The 19,067-nt window shown below is 55.6% G+C and carries 19 protein-coding genes; 16 read left to right on the forward strand and 3 right to left on the reverse strand.

What is annotated here, in order from left to right; translation table 11 throughout:
• The 13 genes from GT019_RS18990 to GT019_RS19050 all read left to right on the forward strand — a co-directional run bounded on the left by GT019_RS18990 (position 1) and on the right by GT019_RS19050 (position 13,614).
• Positions 1-1,155 (forward strand): cysteine desulfurase family protein, encoded by a 1,155-nt coding sequence (locus GT019_RS18990; protein ID WP_161744754.1) that lies wholly within the window; start codon positions 1-3, stop codon positions 1,153-1,155.
• A 16-nt stretch (positions 1,156-1,171) separates the two neighbouring features.
• Complete coding sequence (locus GT019_RS18995; RefSeq protein ID WP_161744755.1) at positions 1,172-1,717, forward strand: PRC-barrel domain-containing protein; 546 nt, start codon at positions 1,172-1,174, stop codon at positions 1,715-1,717.
• Positions 1,718-1,720: 3 nt separating this feature from the next.
• Positions 1,721-1,915 carry a hypothetical protein gene (locus GT019_RS19000; protein WP_090641631.1) on the forward strand — a complete coding sequence of 65 codons (195 nt, stop codon included), beginning with the start codon at positions 1,721-1,723 and terminating at the stop codon, positions 1,913-1,915.
• Positions 1,916-2,162: 247 nt separating this feature from the next.
• On the forward strand, positions 2,163-3,233 hold the full coding sequence (locus tag GT019_RS19005) for an AI-2E family transporter (RefSeq protein ID WP_161744756.1): 1,071 nt from the start codon (positions 2,163-2,165) through the stop codon (positions 3,231-3,233).
• A gap of 470 nt (positions 3,234-3,703) precedes the next feature.
• Positions 3,704-6,340: an alanine--tRNA ligase gene (alaS, locus tag GT019_RS19010; protein ID WP_161744757.1), complete on the forward strand. Its 2,637-nt coding sequence runs from the start codon at positions 3,704-3,706 to the stop codon at positions 6,338-6,340.
• Positions 6,341-6,390: 50 nt separating this feature from the next.
• Positions 6,391-6,651 carry an IreB family regulatory phosphoprotein gene (locus GT019_RS19015; protein WP_090642134.1) on the forward strand — a complete coding sequence of 87 codons (261 nt, stop codon included), beginning with the start codon at positions 6,391-6,393 and terminating at the stop codon, positions 6,649-6,651.
• 31 nt (positions 6,652-6,682) lie between these two features.
• Complete coding sequence (gene ruvX, locus GT019_RS19020; RefSeq protein ID WP_161744758.1) at positions 6,683-7,099, forward strand: Holliday junction resolvase RuvX; 417 nt, start codon at positions 6,683-6,685, stop codon at positions 7,097-7,099.
• An 8-nt stretch (positions 7,100-7,107) separates the two neighbouring features.
• A complete protein-coding gene (locus tag GT019_RS19025; protein WP_161744759.1) occupies positions 7,108-7,419 on the forward strand; it encodes a DUF1292 domain-containing protein in 312 nt (103 codons plus the stop codon).
• A gap of 31 nt (positions 7,420-7,450) precedes the next feature.
• A complete protein-coding gene (locus GT019_RS19030; RefSeq protein WP_201755459.1) occupies positions 7,451-7,750 on the forward strand; it encodes a DUF1292 domain-containing protein in 300 nt (99 codons plus the stop codon).
• Positions 7,751-7,843: 93 nt separating this feature from the next.
• A complete protein-coding gene (gene mltG, locus GT019_RS19035; protein ID WP_235948621.1) occupies positions 7,844-8,974 on the forward strand; it encodes an endolytic transglycosylase MltG in 1,131 nt (376 codons plus the stop codon).
• A 12-nt stretch (positions 8,975-8,986) separates the two neighbouring features.
• Positions 8,987-9,931 carry a peptidase U32 family protein gene (locus GT019_RS19040; RefSeq protein ID WP_161744761.1) on the forward strand — a complete coding sequence of 315 codons (945 nt, stop codon included), beginning with the start codon at positions 8,987-8,989 and terminating at the stop codon, positions 9,929-9,931.
• Positions 9,932-9,961: 30 nt separating this feature from the next.
• Complete coding sequence (locus GT019_RS19045; RefSeq protein WP_201755460.1) at positions 9,962-11,215, forward strand: peptidase U32 family protein; 1,254 nt, start codon at positions 9,962-9,964, stop codon at positions 11,213-11,215.
• Between the two features lie 248 nt (positions 11,216-11,463).
• On the forward strand, positions 11,464-13,614 hold the full coding sequence (locus GT019_RS19050; RefSeq protein WP_235948639.1) for a methyl-accepting chemotaxis protein: 2,151 nt from the start codon (positions 11,464-11,466) through the stop codon (positions 13,612-13,614).
• 139 nt (positions 13,615-13,753) lie between these two features.
• On the opposite strand, the gene GT019_RS19055 is transcribed toward GT019_RS19050, so the two are convergent.
• Together GT019_RS19055 and GT019_RS19060 are read right to left on the reverse strand one after the other, a co-directional pair.
• Positions 13,754-14,434, reverse strand: coding sequence for a zinc metallopeptidase (locus GT019_RS19055; RefSeq protein ID WP_161744763.1), 681 nt, complete (start codon positions 14,432-14,434; stop codon positions 13,754-13,756).
• A gap of 28 nt (positions 14,435-14,462) precedes the next feature.
• The gene (locus GT019_RS19060; RefSeq protein ID WP_235948642.1) at positions 14,463-14,903 is read right to left on the reverse strand and encodes a MerR family transcriptional regulator; all 441 of its coding nucleotides are present in this window, start codon (positions 14,901-14,903) and stop codon (positions 14,463-14,465) included.
• A gap of 407 nt (positions 14,904-15,310) precedes the next feature.
• Between GT019_RS19060 and GT019_RS19065 the strand changes: the two genes are divergently transcribed.
• The 3 genes from GT019_RS19065 to GT019_RS19075 all read left to right on the forward strand — a co-directional run bounded on the left by GT019_RS19065 (position 15,311) and on the right by GT019_RS19075 (position 18,598).
• Positions 15,311-16,681, forward strand: a complete 1,371-nt coding sequence (locus GT019_RS19065) for an ammonium transporter (protein WP_328803994.1) — start codon at positions 15,311-15,313, stop codon at positions 16,679-16,681.
• A gap of 91 nt (positions 16,682-16,772) precedes the next feature.
• Complete coding sequence (locus GT019_RS19070) at positions 16,773-17,843, forward strand: DUF294 nucleotidyltransferase-like domain-containing protein (protein WP_161744765.1); 1,071 nt, start codon at positions 16,773-16,775, stop codon at positions 17,841-17,843.
• A gap of 20 nt (positions 17,844-17,863) precedes the next feature.
• Positions 17,864-18,598 carry an exonuclease domain-containing protein gene (locus GT019_RS19075; protein ID WP_161744766.1) on the forward strand — a complete coding sequence of 245 codons (735 nt, stop codon included), beginning with the start codon at positions 17,864-17,866 and terminating at the stop codon, positions 18,596-18,598.
• On the opposite strand, the gene GT019_RS19080 is transcribed toward GT019_RS19075, so the two are convergent.
• Positions 18,572-19,048, reverse strand: a complete 477-nt coding sequence (locus GT019_RS19080) for a Mov34/MPN/PAD-1 family protein (RefSeq protein ID WP_161744767.1) — start codon at positions 19,046-19,048, stop codon at positions 18,572-18,574. The genes GT019_RS19075 and GT019_RS19080 overlap by 27 nt on opposite strands.
• Positions 19,049-19,067: the final 19 nt, after the last annotated feature.

A 19,067-nucleotide genomic window follows, 5' to 3' on the forward strand; every position in this document is an offset into this window, starting at 1 on the left:
ATGACACGCATTTATTACGACCATGCGGCTTCATCGCCGATGCATCCCGATGTCGCCGCGGCGATGATGGACGTATGGACCGGCACGCCCGGCAATGCTTCCAGCACGCACGGTTTCGGACGCGCGGCCAGAAGTTTGCTGAACCGTTCCAGAGACATCGTCTCCGAAGGCTTAGGTTGCTCGCCAGCGGAGCTCGTGTTTACCGGCGGCGGGACCGAGAGCGACAATCTTGCGCTCGTCGGCGCCGCGCGAGCTGCCCGCAAGCGGGGGAAGTCCCATATCATCACGACCGCGATCGAACATCATGCGGTGCTGCATACTTGCGATTATTTGCGCGAAGAAGGATTCCGCGTAACCGTACTGCCCGTCAACGAGCAAGGCGTCGTGTCGGCCGCGGCCGTCGAGCAGGCGATCGCGGAAGATACGGCGCTCATCAGCGTCATGTTCGTCAACAATGAGACCGGATCGATTCAGCCGATTGCAGAGATCGGCGAACTCGCCCGGTCTCGAGGCGTTGCGTTCCATGTCGACGCCGTGCAGGCGCTAGGCGCGGTGCCGATCGCTTTGCGCGAGCTCTCCGTGGACCTGATGAGCTTCTCCGCCCATAAGATCAACGGACCGCAGGGCGTTGGCGCCCTTTATGTCCGCAAGGGAACGTTTCTCGAGCCGCTGCATCACGGCGGATTGCAGGAACGCAAAAGAAGACCGGGCACCGAGAACGTCGCCGGCATCGTCGGATTCGCCGCGGCGTTTGAACGTTGTGTGAATTCGGCGCGGGAACGGAAACTTTTGCTGGACGAGCTTCGTCTTACATGGATAGAACGAATGAAAGCCATTGCGGGCGAGGAGCGGGTCGCGATTAACGGCCACCCGGACTTACATGCTCCTCATATTTTGAACCTGAGTTTTCTCGGCGTGGGCGCGGAGACGCTGTTGATGAATCTGGATTTGGCCGGTATCGCGGCTTCGAGCGGTTCTGCCTGCACGGCTGGCGCGCTTGAGCCCTCGCATGTGCTCCAGGCGATGGGAATCTCGCAAGAAAGACGCGATTCCGCCGTACGGTTTAGCTTCGGTTTGGGCAACACTATGGAGGAACTCGAACTTGCGGCAAAAAAAGTTGAAACCTTTATGAGCCGCGTTCGTACTAATGCCTAGGAGGCTTTGCCAGACTGTGTTGCGACTACAGCATCTGATTGGTCTGCCTGTGATTGAGATGAACGCCGGCAAGCACGTCGGTCATGTGAAGGACGCATGGTTCGACGAGCATTGGCAGCTCGGCGGCATTGTTTTGGACGCTGGACGGCGGTTTTTGACCTCGATGAAAGCCGTACAGTGGAGCGAGGTTCTGGTTTGCGGGGAAGATGCCGTAATCATCATGAACGAAGATTCCGTGAAACGGACCAAACAAACGGACGTGCAGCGGTCCTTTTCGACCGGCGCCGTGCGTTTGAAGGATTTACCTGTCATTACTGCTCATGGCGAACAACTTGGCCGCGTATCGGATGTTTATTTTAGCGAAATACAGGGTACACAAATAATAGGCTATGAGTTGACGGACGGTTTCATAGCGGATATCATGGAAGGCCGCAAGTGGCTTCCTGCTCCGCTGCAGGCTGATGAAGTCATGCTTGGCAATGATGTGATTATAGTACCGGCCGGAAGCGAGGACAACCTCTTCCCGGTCGCGGTTTCTGAGACGGATATTAGGGAGAAATGAGCCATGAAATGCCCAAACTGCAGTTCCAAGGATATCGGAAAAATCGGATCGCACCAGTATTACTGCTGGGGCTGCTTCATTGAATTGACGGTAAACGGCGAGAAAATGTCGGTCTACCAAGTGGAAGAGGACGGTACGCTCAGCTCGCTGGACGACTTGTTCTTCGAAGACGAGATGCCGCAGGTGCATGCGAACTAAGCTTTGCTGGTTCCGCTCCTGCGAGGGAAAGACGGCCTTGAACGAGGTCGTCTTTTTTGTGTTTTCCGGAGCGCATGCAGGCCGCTGCGAAGCTTTGCGCCGCGCCGTGCGAAGGAAACGAGCGGGTTTCTGCCGTTCGCGGGATGATTCCGGGAACTTGTACATATACTGTAGTACTAGTTATATCGGATGCGGCCTTTGAATAATGAAGCGCGGAACGCATGCTGATCCAAGGAGGAGTGCAGCCGTGGAACGGTTCACGAACAACCGTATATTTACATGGCTCGTCTATCTCATCATGGGACTCGCGGCCCTATATCTGCTGTTGCTGCTAAAGCCGATCTTTATACATATCTACGTATTCCTGCGGGCGGTGCTGGCGCCGTTTCTGATCGCAATGATTATCTCGTACGTGCTGAATCCCATCGTCAGCATGCTTCATGAGCGGAAAGTGCCGCGGACGATGGCCGTGCTGCTGATCTATGCCGTTTTTTGCGCGGCGCTGACCGTCATCCTGATGAACGCCATACCGATGTTTCTCGAGCAGCTGCAGGAGCTGAACCGCCATATGCCGGATTTCACGATGAAAGCGCAAAGCCTCGTGGACGATCTGAACAACAGCTCGTTCCTGCCGGAAAGCATCCGCTCGGGCATCAACAAATCGCTGTACAAGCTGGAGAAGCGGGGCTCGGAAGCGATCTTCGGCTTCGTCAACAATATCGGGGCGATGCTGAACGTCGTGTTCATCGGGTTCATTATTCCGTTCCTGGCATTTTACATCCTGAAGGATTTCGAGGTGTTCGAGCGGACGCTGCTCACTTACGTGCCGAAGCCTCACCGCAAGCATGCCGTGAGATTGCTCAAGGATATCGACAATGCGCTCGGCAGCTACATCCGCGGCCAGTTTCTCGTCTGCGTCATCGTGGGCACGCTCGCGTATATCGGGTATCTCATCATCGGCATGCCGTATCCGCTGCTGCTTGCCAGCGTTGTCGCGGTCACGAACATCATTCCCTACCTCGGACCTTTTTTCGGTGCGGCGCCCGCGCTCGTGATGGCGTCGACCGTATCCTTGAAAATGATGCTGATGGTCGTTATCGTCAATACCGTCTGTCAGATCCTCGAGGGCAACGTGGTCTCGCCGCAGGTCGTCGGCAGAACGCTCCACATGCATCCGCTGTCGATTATTTTCGCCCTCCTGGTCGGCGGGGAGCTCGCGGGCATCGTCGGCATGATCCTGGCCGTGCCGATCTTCGCCGCGCTCAAGGTCATCGTGCAGCATATCTTCGCATATTACGTCCGCAGAAAGACCATTTGACATGGGATGCGAGTTGCTGATATTCTGATTCTATCTAGGTTAATTGCATCGTTATAAACGTTGATGGCACCGAAGTAAATCATAGACCGCCAGACAGAGAAAGAATTTCTTCGCGCAAGCGGATTGGTTTGCGTGTACGACCGTGAGGTTGGACATGCAGCATTTCCGCAAGCGGATTGGTTTGCGTGTACGACCGCGAGGTTGGACATGCAGCATTCCGCGATCGAGATGCCGCGTCGGCTGAAAAAATTCTAAGGGCGAAGGATGATCGAAAGCTGGTACCGGAGTGTGAACGAACTTCGCCGGGTGGACCCGTTACCGTCCATTGAAGGAGATTGTTTGGCATCGCGGCTTTCCGATACGGGAAACGGCAGTCGGCCGAACGATAACCAGGGTGGTACCGCGAACGATTCGTCCCTGTTTTTGGGGCGTTTTTTTATTTTCATTTGACACTGTGGAGGCTGAACCGTATGAAAGCAAGTGAAATCCGTTCCAAATGGCTCGCTTTTTTCGAGAGCAAAGGGCATAAGATCGAACCGAGCGCTTCCCTCGTGCCGCATAACGATCCGTCCCTGCTGTGGATCAACGCGGGAATGGCGCCGCTGAAGCCGTATTTCGACGGACGCGTCATCCCGGACAACCCGCGGATCGCGAATTCGCAGAAATGCATCCGCACCAACGACATCGAGAACGTCGGCAAGACCCGCCGTCATCATACGATGTTCGAAATGCTGGGCAATTTCTCGATCGGCGATTATTTCAAGGAAGAAGTCATCACCTGGGCCTGGGAGTTTCTGACGAGCCCGCAGTGGATCGGCTTCGATCCGGAGCGCCTGTCCGTTACCGTGTATCCGGAAGACGAGGAAGCGTTCCGCTATTGGAACGAGAAGATCGGACTGCCGGCGGAGCGAATTTACAAGCTGGAAGAGAATTTCTGGGACATCGGCGAAGGCCCGTGCGGTCCTTGCACGGAAATCTTCTACGACCGCGGCGACGCGTTTGGCGACTTGAGCGACCCGGAATGCTGGCCGGGCGGGGAGAACGAGCGCTTCCTGGAAGTATGGAACCTCGTATTTTCGCAATATAATCATAATAAAGACGGCAGTTACACACCGCTGCCGAACAAAAACATCGATACCGGCGCAGGGCTGGAGCGCTTCACGTCGATCCTGCAAAACGTGGACTCCAACTTCGACACGGATCTGTTCCGTCCGATCATCGACCGCACCTGCGAAATCGCCAGCGTCGCGTACCATGTGAATCCGGAGACCGACGTCGCGCTGAAAGTCATCGCGGACCATATCCGGACCGTGGCCTTCTCCGTCGGCGACGGCGTCATGCCTTCCAATGAAGGACGCGGCTACGTCATCCGCCGCCTGCTCCGCCGCGCGGTCCGTTACGGCAAGACGCTCGGCGTCGACCGTCCGTTCCTCTTCGAGCTCGTGCAGGTCGTCGGCAGCATCATGGGCGCCTACTATACCGAGATCGTGGAAAAACGCGAATTCATCGAGCGGGTAATCCGCACGGAAGAAGAGCGGTTCCACGAGACGCTGTCCGACGGCCTCGCCCTCCTCGGCGATTTGGTCAAGACGGCCAAGTCGGAGGGCAAATCGCTCATCACCGGCCCGGACGCATTCAAATTGTACGATACGTATGGTTTCCCGTTCGACTTGACGGAAGATTACGCCGCCGAACAAGGCATGACCGTCGATCGCGAAGGCTTCGACGCATCGATGGAAGAACAGCGTACCCGCGCCCGCGCGGCGCGCCAAGACACGGGCGGCATGAACGTGCAGGGCGGACCGCTCGCGGATTTCACGGAGAAATCGGAATTCGTCGGCTATCAGGATCTGAAGGTCGAAGGCGCGAAGGTCATCGCGATCGTCGAAGGCGACGCGCTCGTGCAAGAGGCGGGAGCAGGCAGCCATGTCCTGGTCATCCTGGACCGCACGCCATTCTACGCCGAGAGCGGCGGACAAGTCGGCGACAGCGGAGCGATTGCGGGGGGCGGCTTCGCGTTGTCCGTGGACAACGTGACGAAGGCCCCGCACGGTCAGCCGGTGCATCACGCGGTTATCGAGCATGGAACGTTGAAGGTAGGCGGCGTCGTGCAAGCGGCGGTAACGACCCTCACGCGCGAAGACACGATCAAGAACCATACGGCGACGCATTTGCTGCACCGCGCGCTCAAAGACGTGCTCGGCGAGCATGTCAACCAAGCGGGCTCCCTCGTGGAACCGGATCGCCTGCGGTTCGACTTCTCCCATTTCGGCAGTATCAGCCCGGAAGAACTGACGGAGATCGAGCGCCGCGTCAACGAACAGATCTGGCTCGGCACCGCGGTGCAGATCGATAACAAATCGCTGGCCGAAGCGAAAGCCATGGGCGCGATGGCGCTGTTCGGCGAGAAATACGGCGACGTCGTGCGCGTCGTGCGCGTCGGCGATTACAGCCTGGAGCTGTGCGGTGGCTGCCATGTAGCCAATACGTCGCAAATCGGCGTGTTCAAGCTCGTGAGCGAAAGCGGCATCGGTTCCGGCGTCCGCCGGATCGAAGCGGTGACGGGACGCCATGCGTACCAGTTCGTGGAAGGCCAGTTGGATCTATTGAAACAAGCGGCGGCGCTGCTCAAAACCAACCTGAACGACGTGCCCAAGCGTATCGAGGGACTTCACGCGCAGGTGAAGGATTTGACGCGCGACAACGAGTCGCTGCAAAGCAAATTGAGCCATATCGAAGCGGGATCGTTGGAAACGCAGGCGAAAATCGTGGGCGGCATCACGCTGCTCGCGGCTGAAGTGAACGCGCCGTCGATGGACGCGCTGCGCGGCATCGTCGACGAGCTGAAAACGAAATTAACGAGCTCCGTTATCGTGCTGGGCGCCGTCGCGGAGGACAAAGTCAACCTCATCGCGGCCGTTTCCCCGGATCTCGTGAAGCAGGGCTTCAATGCCGGCAAGATCGTAAAAGAAGCGGCGGCGGCTTGCGGCGGCGGCGGCGGCGGCCGTCCGGACATGGCGCAGGCGGGCGGCAAGGATCCTTCCAAATTGGCGGCGGCGCTTCAAATTGCCGAAGAACTGGTTCTTGCGCAGTCAAATGTGATATGATACAGGTATAAAACGGCTGTCAAGCGGCTTTGGAAAGCGAGGTGCTGGCGATGAATTCAATGGACAAGACAATGAAATTCGACGTGAAGGCGGAAGGGGAAGCTTCCTCGAGAGAGATTATGCTTTCCGTCTACGACGCGCTGCTTGAGAAGGATTACAATCCCATCAATCAAATTGTCGGTTATTTGTTGTCCGGAGATCCTGCATACATTCCGCGGCATAATAATGCCCGAAGCTTGATCCGCAGGAAAGAACGTGACGAATTGATCGAAGAGCTGGTACGTTCTTACTTAAGTCAGCACAGCAAATAATTCTTGAAGACGGAAATGAGGCTCCTCCCGCATGCGTCTTATGGGTTTGGATTACGGCGACCGCAGAATCGGCGTTGCCGTCAGCGATGCATTCGGATGGACCGCGCAGGGAATCGGGGTCGTCGAGAAACGCCGCGATAACGGCGAAGACGAAGCGATCGCGAAGCTCGTGCAGGAACATGAAGTATCTGAGATCGTAGTCGGTTTACCGAAAAACATGAATGGCACCATCGGGCCGCGTGGCGAAATTTGCATCGCATTCGCACAACATTTGCAGCAAAAGCTAAATGTACCCGTACACCTTTGGGACGAACGGCTGACGACCGTTGCCGCGGAGCGCACGCTCATCGAAGCGGATGTCAGCCGTAAGAAGCGAAAGTTAGTGGTGGACAAAATGGCGGCAACGCTCATTTTGCAAAATTATCTCGATTCTAAAACGAAAAGGTGAGGGTAACGATGACAAAGGACAACATGCAGTACGAAGAGCCGGAAATCATCTACATTCCAGATGAAGAAGGCAACGAAGAAGAATTCGAGGTAGTCATGAAGTTTGAGGTTGACGGCTCCGATCAGAAATATATGATGGTCGTTCCGCTGAACGTCGATTCCGAGGACGAGCAGGACGAAGACGCGGACGAAGTCTACGCGTTCCGCTACGAGGAAGACGGCGACGACTTGAAGCTGTATACGATCGAAGACGAGGAAGAGTGGAATATGGTCGAAGAAACCTTTAACACGCTTCTTGCGGAAATCGACGAAAATGACTAACGTCAGCATTGGCTGAAGGGAGATCTGTAAATTGTCTGAAGTCAAACGGATTTCCATCTTGAATCCTATTTACGGCTCGGAAGTCGATCTGATCGGCGAAGAAGGCGAGACGGAACCGTTCCGGATCGTCGCCGAGTTCCAGTTGGGAGACCGCGCTTATGCGGGTCTTCAATCGCAAGGCATGCAGCAGGAGGATGAAATCGCCTTCTTCCGCATCGCTTTGACGGACGGCTCCGACCCCGAGCTGGAGTCGATCGAAGACGACGAGGAATGGGAAGCCGTCTCGGAAGCCTACGATGATCTGCTGTTCGAAGGCGACGAACTGCCTTGACGGCATTGATGCCCGCAAGGGAATAGAGAGGTACGGATGGGGCGGCGCTGCCGCCCTTTTTCCGCGCATACAGTAGAAACGGGGGATCGTCGCTTGAGTCCATCAGAGCACCTGCCGGAAAGCGGATTTTCGGCTAACGACGACTTGCGTCCCGCGGGTCCGGGAAGAGGACGCATAACGTTCTGGGTCATTACTACGATTTTAAGCTTAATCATTATTATTGCGGGCGGCTCGTATTTGTACGTATGGAACGGCCTGCGCGCCACATCCCCCGGGGATGTCGTGCAAGTCGAGCTGAAGGCGGGGACCTCGCCGTTCAATTTCGCGGAAGCGCTCGAAGAGCAAGGCATTATTCGAAACGCGTTTCTATTCAAATACTACCTGCGCTACAAGCACGAAGGACCGCGATTCCAAGCCGGCGTATACGAGCTTAGACCCGGAATGGACAAGCAATCGATTATCGCGAAGCTGAACGCGGGCGAGACGGTGAAGCAAGAAACGATCCGCTTCACGATTCCGGAAGGCTTCACGGTCGAGCAGATCGCCGACACGCTGAGCAAAGCCGGTTATGTCGATAAAGCTGCTTTTCTTGCGCTGGCCGATAAGGACCAGGTGTGGCCGGATACGGACGCGTCCAAGAATATCCCGAAAGGCGCCAAGCTCCGTCATCGGTTGGAAGGCTATCTGTTCCCCGATACCTATGAGATGGTCAAAGGCAGCAAGCCGGACGCCATTATCGATCGGATGCTTCAGGAGCTCGACCGAAAGCTGGACGGCCTGCCCGAGAATTGGGAAGATCAGCTGGCCGCGAACGGCGTCGACTTCAACGGGATCATGACGGTCGCCTCGCTGGTCGAGCGCGAGGTCGTCGTGGACGAGGAACGGCCGATCGTGGCGGGCATTATCTATAATCGCCTCAAGGAAGGCATGCCGCTGCAAATCGACGCGACCGTTCAGTACTTGCTGGACAAGCAAAAGGATCGCCTGATGGAATCCGATTTGCAGGTGGACAGTCCGTATAATACGTACAAGGTCAAGGGGCTTCCGCCGGGGCCGATCGCTTCGCCGAGCGTGAAATCGATCGAAGCGGCGCTTTTCCCGAAAAAGACGGATTATTTCTACTACGTGACGAAGAAGGACGGCAGCCACGAGCATCTGTTCGCGGAAACGCTCAAGCAGCACAATCAGAACATCGCGAAAAGCAATGAAACAGCGAAGCAATAGGAGGACTTGCAAATGGCAACAAAGCCGGAGCTGCTCATCGACGCAGCTTCTCTTGCCGATATGGAACGGTTGATCGAAGCGGGGGCGGATGCGTTCGTGATCGGCGAATCGCGCTACGGAATGCGGCTTCCCGGCGATTTTGACATCGCGGGAATCGCGGAAGCCGCCAAGCTGGCGCATGCGCGCGGAACTTCGGTTTATGCGGCGGTCAACAATGTGATGGATAACCGGACGGTCGATACGCTTCCGGACTATATACGCGCGTTGGCCCAAGCCGGCGTCGACGCGATCGTGTTCGGCGACCCGGCGGTGCTCATGGCGGCGCGATCTGCCGCGCCGGGGATGAAGCTGCACTGGAATGCCGAGATGACGTCGACGAATTTCGCGACCGCGAACTATTGGGGGCGCCGCGGCGCCTCCAGAGTCGTGCTCGCGCGGGAATTGAACCTGGATCAGGTCATTGCCGTGAAAGCCAATACGGATATGGCCGTTCAGGTTCAGGTTCACGGGATGACGAATATCTATCATTCCAAGCGCCCGCTCGTTCACAATTATTTCGAGCATCAGAACAAAGACGGATCCGTGGAGAACGTTCCGGTGCACGGCCGGCGCGAGGACGGTTTGTATTTGATCGAAGCGGAACGGCCAGACGAGCGTTTTCCGATCTATGAGGATGCCAACGGAACCCATATCATGAGCTCCGACGATCTGTGCATGGTCGAGAATCTGCACGAGCTGATGGAAGCGAATATCGATAGCTTTCGAATCGAAGGCCTGTTAAAATCGATAACGTACAACGAAACCGTCGTGCGCGCCTACCGCGCGGCGATCGATGCCTACGTCATGGACCCGCAAGGCTATGCGTTCCAGGACGAATGGCTCGATGCCATCGTTTCGCTGCAGAATCCGTCGCGAGAGCTGTCGTATGGATTTTTCTATAAAGAACAAGTGTATTAAGGTCACCCTTGTAAGTTCTTGGAGGTGAGGATGGTGACAACGCAAACAGCCCCTCGTTTGAAGGGGAAAAGACACCGGTTGGCCAAACCGGAATTGCTGGCCCCGGCCGGCAATTTGGAGAAACTGAAATTCGCCGTTCACTACGGCGCGGATGCCGTTTATATCGGCGGTCAAAAATACGGCCTTCGTTCCAACGCGGATAATTTCAGCTTCGAAGAGATGAAGGAAGGCGTGGAGTTCGCCAAACAATACGGAGCGAAGGTATTCGTCGCTACGAATATCTACGCGCACAACGAAGATATTGCGGGCCTGGAAGACTACCTGCGCGAGCTGGAGCTTGCGGGTATCGCCGCCATTATCGCGGCGGATCCGATTATCGTGGAAACGGCGCAGCGGGTCGCTCCGAAGCTTGAGGTGCATTTAAGCACGCAGCAATCGACGATGAATTGGCAGGCCGTCCAGTTTTGGAAGGAAGAAGGCTTGCCGCGCGTCGTGCTGGCGCGCGAAGCGAGCCTCGAAGAAATCGCGGAGATCAAAGCCAATGTCGATATCGAAATCGAGGCGTTCATTCACGGCGCCATGTGTTCTTCGTTTTCGGGACGCTGCGTGCTGTCGAACCACTTTACCGACCGGGATTCCAATCGCGGCGGCTGCTGCCAATCCTGCAGATGGAAGTACGACATTTACGAGGACGATATCGCGATGGTCGGCATGGACGCCGATAAATTCACGATGGGCTCCAAGGATCTGGGCATGCTCGAGCATATCCCGGATTTGATCGACGTCGGCGTCGACAGCTTCAAGATCGAAGGGCGGATGAAGAGCCTGCATTACGTCGCGACCGTCGTCAACGCGTACCGCCAGGCCATCGATTCGTACATGGCGGACCCGGAGCGTTACGAGTTGAAGCAGGAATGGCTCGACGATATTCAGAAGGCCGCCAACCGGCCGCTGAACACGGGCTTTTTCTATGATACGCCGGGCGCCGAGGATCACATTTACGAGCCGGAGGAAAAAGCGGCGCCGTACGATTTCGCCGGCGTGGTCATCTCCTACGACGAAGCATCCGGAACGGCCGTCGTTCAGCAGCGCAACCATTTCAAGCCGGGCCAACAGGTGGAGTTTTTCGGACCGAACGGCACGTTCTTCAAACAAACCGTCGGCGAAATCACCGATACGGACGGCAATGCGCTCGATGCCGCCAGACATCCGCTGCAGCACATCGTGATCCGGACGGAATCGCCGGTTAAGCCGATGGACATGATGCGCAAACGCATTCGTTGATGCCATAGACCTATGAACATCCTTGTCGACCTTCGACGGGATGTTTTTTTTGTGAATTTTTTTTCCAATCCGGCTAACAAAACGATTTCCTCGTACCGATAAATTGGGTATTGCAACATATTGTGAAACTTGCTTTTGGTTATGATGAGACGGGCGGATCAACGCTCTGAATCATAAGCACGCGACACATACCGAATTGCACTCATCCAAAATTGGAAATCTATCACATGGCCAGGTGGTGTCAAGCAATGAGCAGCAAGGCGAAGAAGGACAAAGCCAACAAGCAAGCCAATGAAAACAGCTTGAACGGGAACGTGAAGTCGTTGGTTTCGACTTCCGTAAACGGTCTCAAAAACGTGAAGTTTTCGAATCCGATCAAATCCGTGGGACTCATGCTGTTCTTGATTATCTTCTGCGCGATCTTGGTGTGCGTGCTGGTCGTGGGGCTCTTCTCCTATTCGACCTCGAAGACGATCATCAAGGACAAAGTCGCGGAATCGAGTTCCGTCGCAATCAAGCAATCGAACGGCAAATTGGACTTGATGTTCAAGAATTACGAATCGTTATCCATGCAGATTCTCTTGGATAAGTATGTGCAGGATTACTTGCAGCAATATAAAACTGCCACGGACGATTACGACAAGTTCGATGTCATGAAGAAGATCAGCGACGCCGTGCAATCCTACATCCTGGGCAATCAAACGATCGTAGGGGCGGCCATTATTCCGATCTCCGGCGACGCAACGGCCGTTACGATGGGGAGTACCAACATCACGACCGCGGATGCCCAGAAATCCGACTGGATGAAGACGATTACCGATGGCGCAGGGAAGCTGGTATGGCTGCCTTCCAAAGTCAACGGCTACGGCACAAGCGCGGCCGATCCGACGTTCGCGATGGGACGGGTCATGAAAAACACGGTCAGCAACGAAGGTTACTTTATCCTGATCGTCGAAATTCGATTGAAGGAAATCGCCGATCAATTGCAGGACTTGAAGCTTGGCGAGGGCAGCGAGATCATCATTCAAGACGGTGCCAACAACGTCGTCTTCAGCGGCAAAGAGGATCAACTCGGCAAGGCTTCGCCAATTTCGCTGCCGGCCGACGGCAAAGCCTCGGAAAGCGGATCGATGACGACGACCGATTCCGACGGCGACGAAGTGTTGGCCATGTATAACAAATTCGAAAGCACCGGCTGGGAACTCTTGGGTACCGTGCCTGTCGAAGAACTCATCAAGGACGCGAAGCAAATCCGTAACGCCACGTATATCATTGCCGGGATTGCGGCGCTGCTCGCCATCGGGATCGGCCTGCTCGTCATTCGCATGGTGGCCATTCCGCTCGTGAACCTGCGGAATCTCATGAACGAGGGCGAACGCGGGAATCTGACGGTTCGATCCACGATCAGCAAGAAAGACGAGATCGGGCAGCTGGCGCAAAGCTTCAACCAGATGATGACCCAGATCACCGTGCTCGTTAACCAGACGAACCAATCGGCTCAAGACGTGCTGGCGACGGCGGGGGAATTGTCGGACGCGTCCAAGAAGACCGCCATCTCCGCCAAAGAAATTGCCGTTGCCACCGAAGAAATCGCCAATGGGGCGACCAGCTTGGCCGTCGAAGCGGAGAAAGGCAGCGATCTGACGACGGAAATCGGTCACCAGATGCAGCAGGTAACGGTTGCCAACCAAGAAATGGGCGCAGCCGCATCCGAAGTGGAGCAAGCAAGCCGCCAAGGTACGGTCTACATGAACAGCCTCATCGAAAAGACGGGCATGACGGAAGAAATGACGCGTTCGATGGTCGAGAAAGTCGACAGGTTGAAGGAATCGACGCGCTCCATCCGTAAAATTTTGGACGTGTTGAACAACATGACGAAGCAAACGAATATTTTGTCCCTGAATGCCACGATCGAGGCGGCGCGCGCAGGAACGGCGGGCAAAGGCTTCATGGTCGTCGCGGACGAGATCCGCAAGCTGGCCGATCAATCCCGTCAATCCATCGACGTGGTCGGTCAAATTACCGAAACGATTCAACGGGAGATCGACGAGACGGTCGGCGTGCTGTCCGACGCGTATCCAATCTTCCAGGAGCAGATCCAAGCCGTCAAGGAAGCGAATCAAATATTCCTGACGGTCCAAGGCCAGATGGGCGATTTCGTTGGACGTCTCGGGACGGTGACGAATTCCATCGGCATGCTGGAAAGCTCGCAGGTCGTGCTGTCCGAAGCGATGAGCAACGTCAGCGCCGTCGCCGAAGAATCTTCCGCGACCTCCGAGGAAGTCGCATCGCTCAGCAACGAGCAAACGAACATCAGCGAAGGGCTGGTTCGCTTGTCCGATAAGCTGGAAACCGTATCGACAGGTCTTCGGGAAACGTTGAGCCGTTTCAGGACCTAATTATCGACAAGATGGTACGCGTTGAAGTCCGGCACCCGTGAAGGTGCCGGACTTTTTTGTTGATTCCGCATCATGTTCGCGCGAATGCAAAAAAAAGGCGGGCAGCTCGGCTGCCCGCCTTTGACGATTTCGTAAACCGTTAATCCCGCGATTGGGTGAAGATCATGATGTACTTGATCAGCTCCAGCAGCGAGATCAGCGCCGCCGCTACGTACGTGAGCGCCGCGGCATTCAGCACTTTCGCGACGCCGCGCTCTTCATCGTTGGTGATGAAGCCTTCGGCAACCATGAGATCGCGCGCCCGGTTGCTGGCATTGAATTCAACCGGCAGGGTGACGAGCTGGAATGCGACCGCGCAAGAGAAGAACAGGATGCCGATGCCGATCAACCCGGTCGACTGGAACAAGAAGCCTGCAATGAGCAGGAACGGCGCGAAGCCCGAGGCGAAATTCACGACCGGGAAGATACGGTGGCGAAGCGCAAGCATCGGATAGTGCACTTTATGCTGGATGGCATGCCCGACCTCGTGACAAGCGACGGAGACGGCGGAAATCGAATTTTCGTAGTAGACATGCTCCGAAAGCCTTACGACGCGGTGAATGGGGTCGTAGTGGTCCGAGAGCGTGCCTGGGACCGGCTCTACCGGGATATCATGCAGCCCATTCCGGTCGAGCATCATCCGCGCCGCCTGATAACCCGTAATGCCGCTCGCGGTCTGGACCTCCGACCAGCGGTTAAACGTTCCTCTGACCCGAAACTGCGCCCATACCGACAACAAGAAAGCGATGATGATCAGAAAGTCCATGGGGTGAAAAAACATAACTGGTTCCCTCCGTTTTAATGGGATGCTACATGAATCCGCCTTTGTTCAGCAGCAGCATCAAAGCTTCGACGCAAGCGGCGGTTTGGGGAATAAGCCGCTTGAAGACCTGTTTAGCCTGCCCTGGCTTTAACTGGCTGATTACAGGTTCGATCGCCGTCACTTCCCGCTGCAGCTGTTCCAGATGAATTTGCAGCTCGATCAGCTGGCTGGAGACTTCCTCTTCGGAAGATACTTTGCCCCAGCCGGACAAGCTCGATTTGATTTCATCCAGCGAATATTTTTCCTTCTTCAACTGTACGATACGTTTGAGACGCGATAAGGTTTCATCGCTGTATAAGCGATAATTTTTGGCTGAACGCCGTTCCGGTTCAATCAGGCCCATGGAGGTATAAAAATCGATCGTGCGCGGGCTTACCCCGGCCAGCTTAGAGAGTTCGCCGATCCGGTATAACAAATGTTCGGACATTGAAATCACCTCTTTCATTATAAAACGGGTATGTACGCAATATCTTCTACTAACTATGATACAAATCCTTAACCGTACAGTCAAACGTTATGCTTTGACAATTCTTCCACTACGGAAAACCTGACATAACGAGTGAGGATGAGCTCAATTTTCGAGTGCGCGAATTATAAATCGCTAGAACCGGGCGTTGTCCCATTGGCTAGAAACGCGAAGAATGAAGCGAGAAAATTAGCGTTTCGCCCTCCTAATTGTGAAAAAACTTAACATTCCCTTCTAATTTAGGCACGAACGTTAGATTTTTTTCTGCAAAATGAAAAAACTATATTGTCAAATCAGGCACTTCTGACTATAATGACATTAAGTCTTTCCTATCATGTCATGAAACATTACATTAGGGAGTGGTCGCAGTGGTCAAAAAATTAGTTCTATCGTTAGGTGCTCTATCGTTGTTATTTCCGGCAATGGCGTTCGCGGATGACCCGTCCGCGGCTACGCTCAACATGGGGCTCAACTCGATTTGGGTTCTCGTAGCGGCAATCCTCGTCATCCTCATGCAAGGCGGATTTATCCTTCTCGAATCCGGTTCGACAAGAATGAAGAACGCCGGTCACATTGCCGGCAAAACGGTCTTCACGCTGGGTCTTTGTACCTTGATTTACTGGGCCGTCGGTTATGCGTTCGCGTTCGGCGCCGACAATACCGGCACGGGCATCAGCAACATCATCGGTTCCGGCGATTTCTTCTTCTCGCCTGACAAAGCAGCCGGAGACGGCGTAGGTCTTCCGCCGGCAATTTTCTTCACGTTCCAACTGGCGTTCGCGGCCGTATCGCTTTCCATCGCATGGGGCGGCTTCGCGGAACGCGCCAAGCTTTCCGCTTACCTGGTCTTCACGGTTTTGTTCACGGCCGTTATCTATCCGGTTATCTCGCACTGGATCTGGAGCGCGGACGGTTGGTTGTTCACGAAAGGCGCGCAGGACTACGCGGGTTCGACGGTCGTCCATTTGACGGGAGCCATCGCGGCCTTCGCGGCAACGGTGCTCTTGAAACCGCGTATCGGACGCTTCAATAAAGACGGCTCCGCCAATGAAATTCTCGGTCACAACCAAGTATTCGGCGCTTTATCGGTTCTGATTCTGTGGGTCGGCTGGTTCGGCTTCAACGCGGGCAGCGCGCTCGGCGTAGGCGACGGATTCTTCGGTTATGTCGCGTTCAACACGCAGCTCGGCGCAGCCGGCGGCGCAGTAGCGGCACTCTTGATTTCTTGGCTGGTTAACGGCAAAGCGGATATCACGACGACATTGAACGGCGCGCTTGCCGGTCTCGTTGCCATCACGGCGACTTGCGCATTCGTAGAGCCGTGGGCGGCGGTCGTCATCGGTTTGCTCGCCGGCGTACTGGTCTTCTTCAGCGCTAAATTCTTCGAGAAAATCAAAGTCGACGATCCGATCTTCGCGCTTTCCGTTCACGGCGCGGCAGGCGTATGGGGCACGATCGCCAACGGCATCTTCGCAACCGACGCGCTGGCCAAGAAACTGAACGTCGGCGAAGGCGGCTTGATCGACACGGGCAACTGGCATCAACTTTGGGTTCAAGTCGAATCCGTCGTCGTCTGCGGCGGTTACGTGCTGGTCGCTTCCTTCATCCTGCTCGGCATCATGAAAGTGGTCATGGGTCTCCGCGTAACGGAAGAGCAAGAAATCGTCGGTCTCGACCTTTCCGAGCACGGAACGTTCGGTTATCCGGAACAAATGAAAAAAGCGCAACAAAACATGTAATCATTTGTTTAAAGGGTTGAACCCGCGCCGCCGCACGTGAGCGGCGGCGCGGGCTCGATCTTGGATATCCTTACATTGAGGTGAGCACAGCATGAGCGACCCGGTCCATGCGAAGCTGCTCGCACGCATCGCCGCCAGCGGCGATGTTGCGGCACTGCGCGGCTTGCGGGATCAAATCCATGAGCACATGGAAGCGTTGCTCTCCGCTCGACCGATCGAACAATTTTATACGGATCTGAACGAGGTGCACGACGCGTTGATTCGCCGTGCCGTCACCCTCTCGGAAGAGCAAATGGCACGGATGGGGCTTGGTTCCCCGCCCGTGCCTTATGCGTATCTATTGTTCGGCAGCGGAGGCAGAGAGGAACAAACGTTAACGAGCGACCAGGATAGCGGATTGATTTATGCCGATCCCGCGGATGCTTCCCAGCTCGATGCGGTTAGCGGCTATTTCGAGGCTTTTGCGCGGATGGTCGTCGAAATGCTTCAGCAGCTCCGTTATCCGCCATGCGATGGGGAAGTCGTCAGCGCCAACCCGGCATGGTGTCAGTCTTTGTCGCAATGGATGGCCAAGCTGGATCTATGGTTCGAGGATCCGGACTGGGAACGGGTCCGATATTTGCTTATCGTGGCGGATTGTCGAATCGTGGCGGGACTGCCGTCGATATGGATGGCGCTGAAGGAGCATTTTTTCGCGCATATGCATCAAAACGAACGAATCGTGCACAACATGCTGAACAATACCATGCGCCACAAGGTGTTGGTGGGCGTGTTCGGACAGTTGTTCAAGGAGAACTACGGCGAGGACGCGGGCAGTCTCGATTTGAAATACGGCGCGTACATCCCGATGGTCAACGCGGTCCGGCTGCTCGCCATTCAAGCGGGCGTCCGGGCTACCTCGACCTTGAACCGGATCGAACAGCTGACGCAGAAGGGCGTTTTCTCCGAGCAAGAAGGTCAGGACTACGACGGCGTATTCAAATTGTTCCTGCGATTGCGCCTGCTGACCACGTCCAAGAAGGAAAGCGGCATCTATACCAATAACGGCAAACTGTCCAATACCCGATTGACCAAGGAACTAATCGAAGAACTCAAAACCGGTCTTCGCACCGTCAAGCGACTGCAGAAGCAGGTTCGGCGGCGAGCGACTGGCAGGTTCTAAGTCATCCGGAGGGAAGTCATATGAAAGAGCAAAAAGGCATGGGCCGGATGTGGCATTTATACAAAATGGGCGGCATCACGCCTGCCCTTGCTTCCATGATGGGGGCCCAGAATGCGCAGCAGATGGCCTTTATCCGTTCCATGTCCAAGGAACAGCGGAAGGATTCCATCATGGATCAGCCGCTGGACGAGATGGAAGTCGTCGTATTCGATCTGGAGACGACGGGATTTTACCCGACGAACGGGGACGAGATCATTTCATTCGGGGCGGTATTGCTCAAAGGCGAACGGCTGGTGGAGGAACGATCGTTCTACAGCCTGGTGAATCCGAAGCGCAAAGTGCCGAAGCATATTACGGAATTGACCGGCATCACCAATGAAATGACGGAGGATGCGCCCGATTTGATGCAGGTGCTTCACGATTTCATGGAATTCGTCGGCAAACGGCTCTTGATCGCGCATGCCAGCGGCCATGACAAGCATTTCCTGAACACCGCGCTCTGGCGGACGTCCAAGGTGAACTTGACCCACCGGGTGCTCGATACGATCATGGTGGCCAAATGGCTGGAGCCCGGACGGTCGAGCTATAACCTGGACGATCTGCTGGAACAGCACGGCATCGCAATCACGGAGCGGCATCATGCCCTCGAAGATTCCAGAATGACGGCGATGCTGTGGCTGCGGTATTTGAAGCGGATGCTGGATCGCAACGTGGTTACGCTAGGGGACTTATACGCGTACTTGAGCAAGCATTAGCGGATGGAAGCGATGCTCCTGCATCCAGTAGGATTGTATGAGCCATCCGCGGCGGCGAACGTCGGGCGCGAGGATCCAATACGAGGTTCCGTCGCCGGCTGCAAGGATCCCGTCAAGATCGGCCGCGCTCGGCACGGGCGGCGAAGAGGGATGGGAATGAAAGAAACCGACAAGCGATTGTCGGTTTTTTTGCATGCGGTAAAGGACTTGGACCCAATCCTGCGGGTCGAACGAGAAGCGGTGCTCGGGCCGGCTGGCGGCATTCGAGACGCGGTGCACGTCCGTGATATGCAGGACACGGTCCGGCTGCGCCATGGAATCGTCGACCGCGTAATGTCCGGTCAGGACGCCGCAAGCTTCGAGGGGCATGGCGTCCATGCAGAGCGAGACAAGCGTCCGGTACGCGGAGGGATCGAGCACGGCTTGACGAGGCATCGTGTTTAAGTGCATGGCAGTTCCTCCTGCTGGG

This window comes from Paenibacillus glycinis, assembly GCF_009909185.1.
Classification (GTDB): Bacteria; Bacillota; Bacilli; order Paenibacillales; family Paenibacillaceae; genus Paenibacillus_Z; species Paenibacillus_Z glycinis.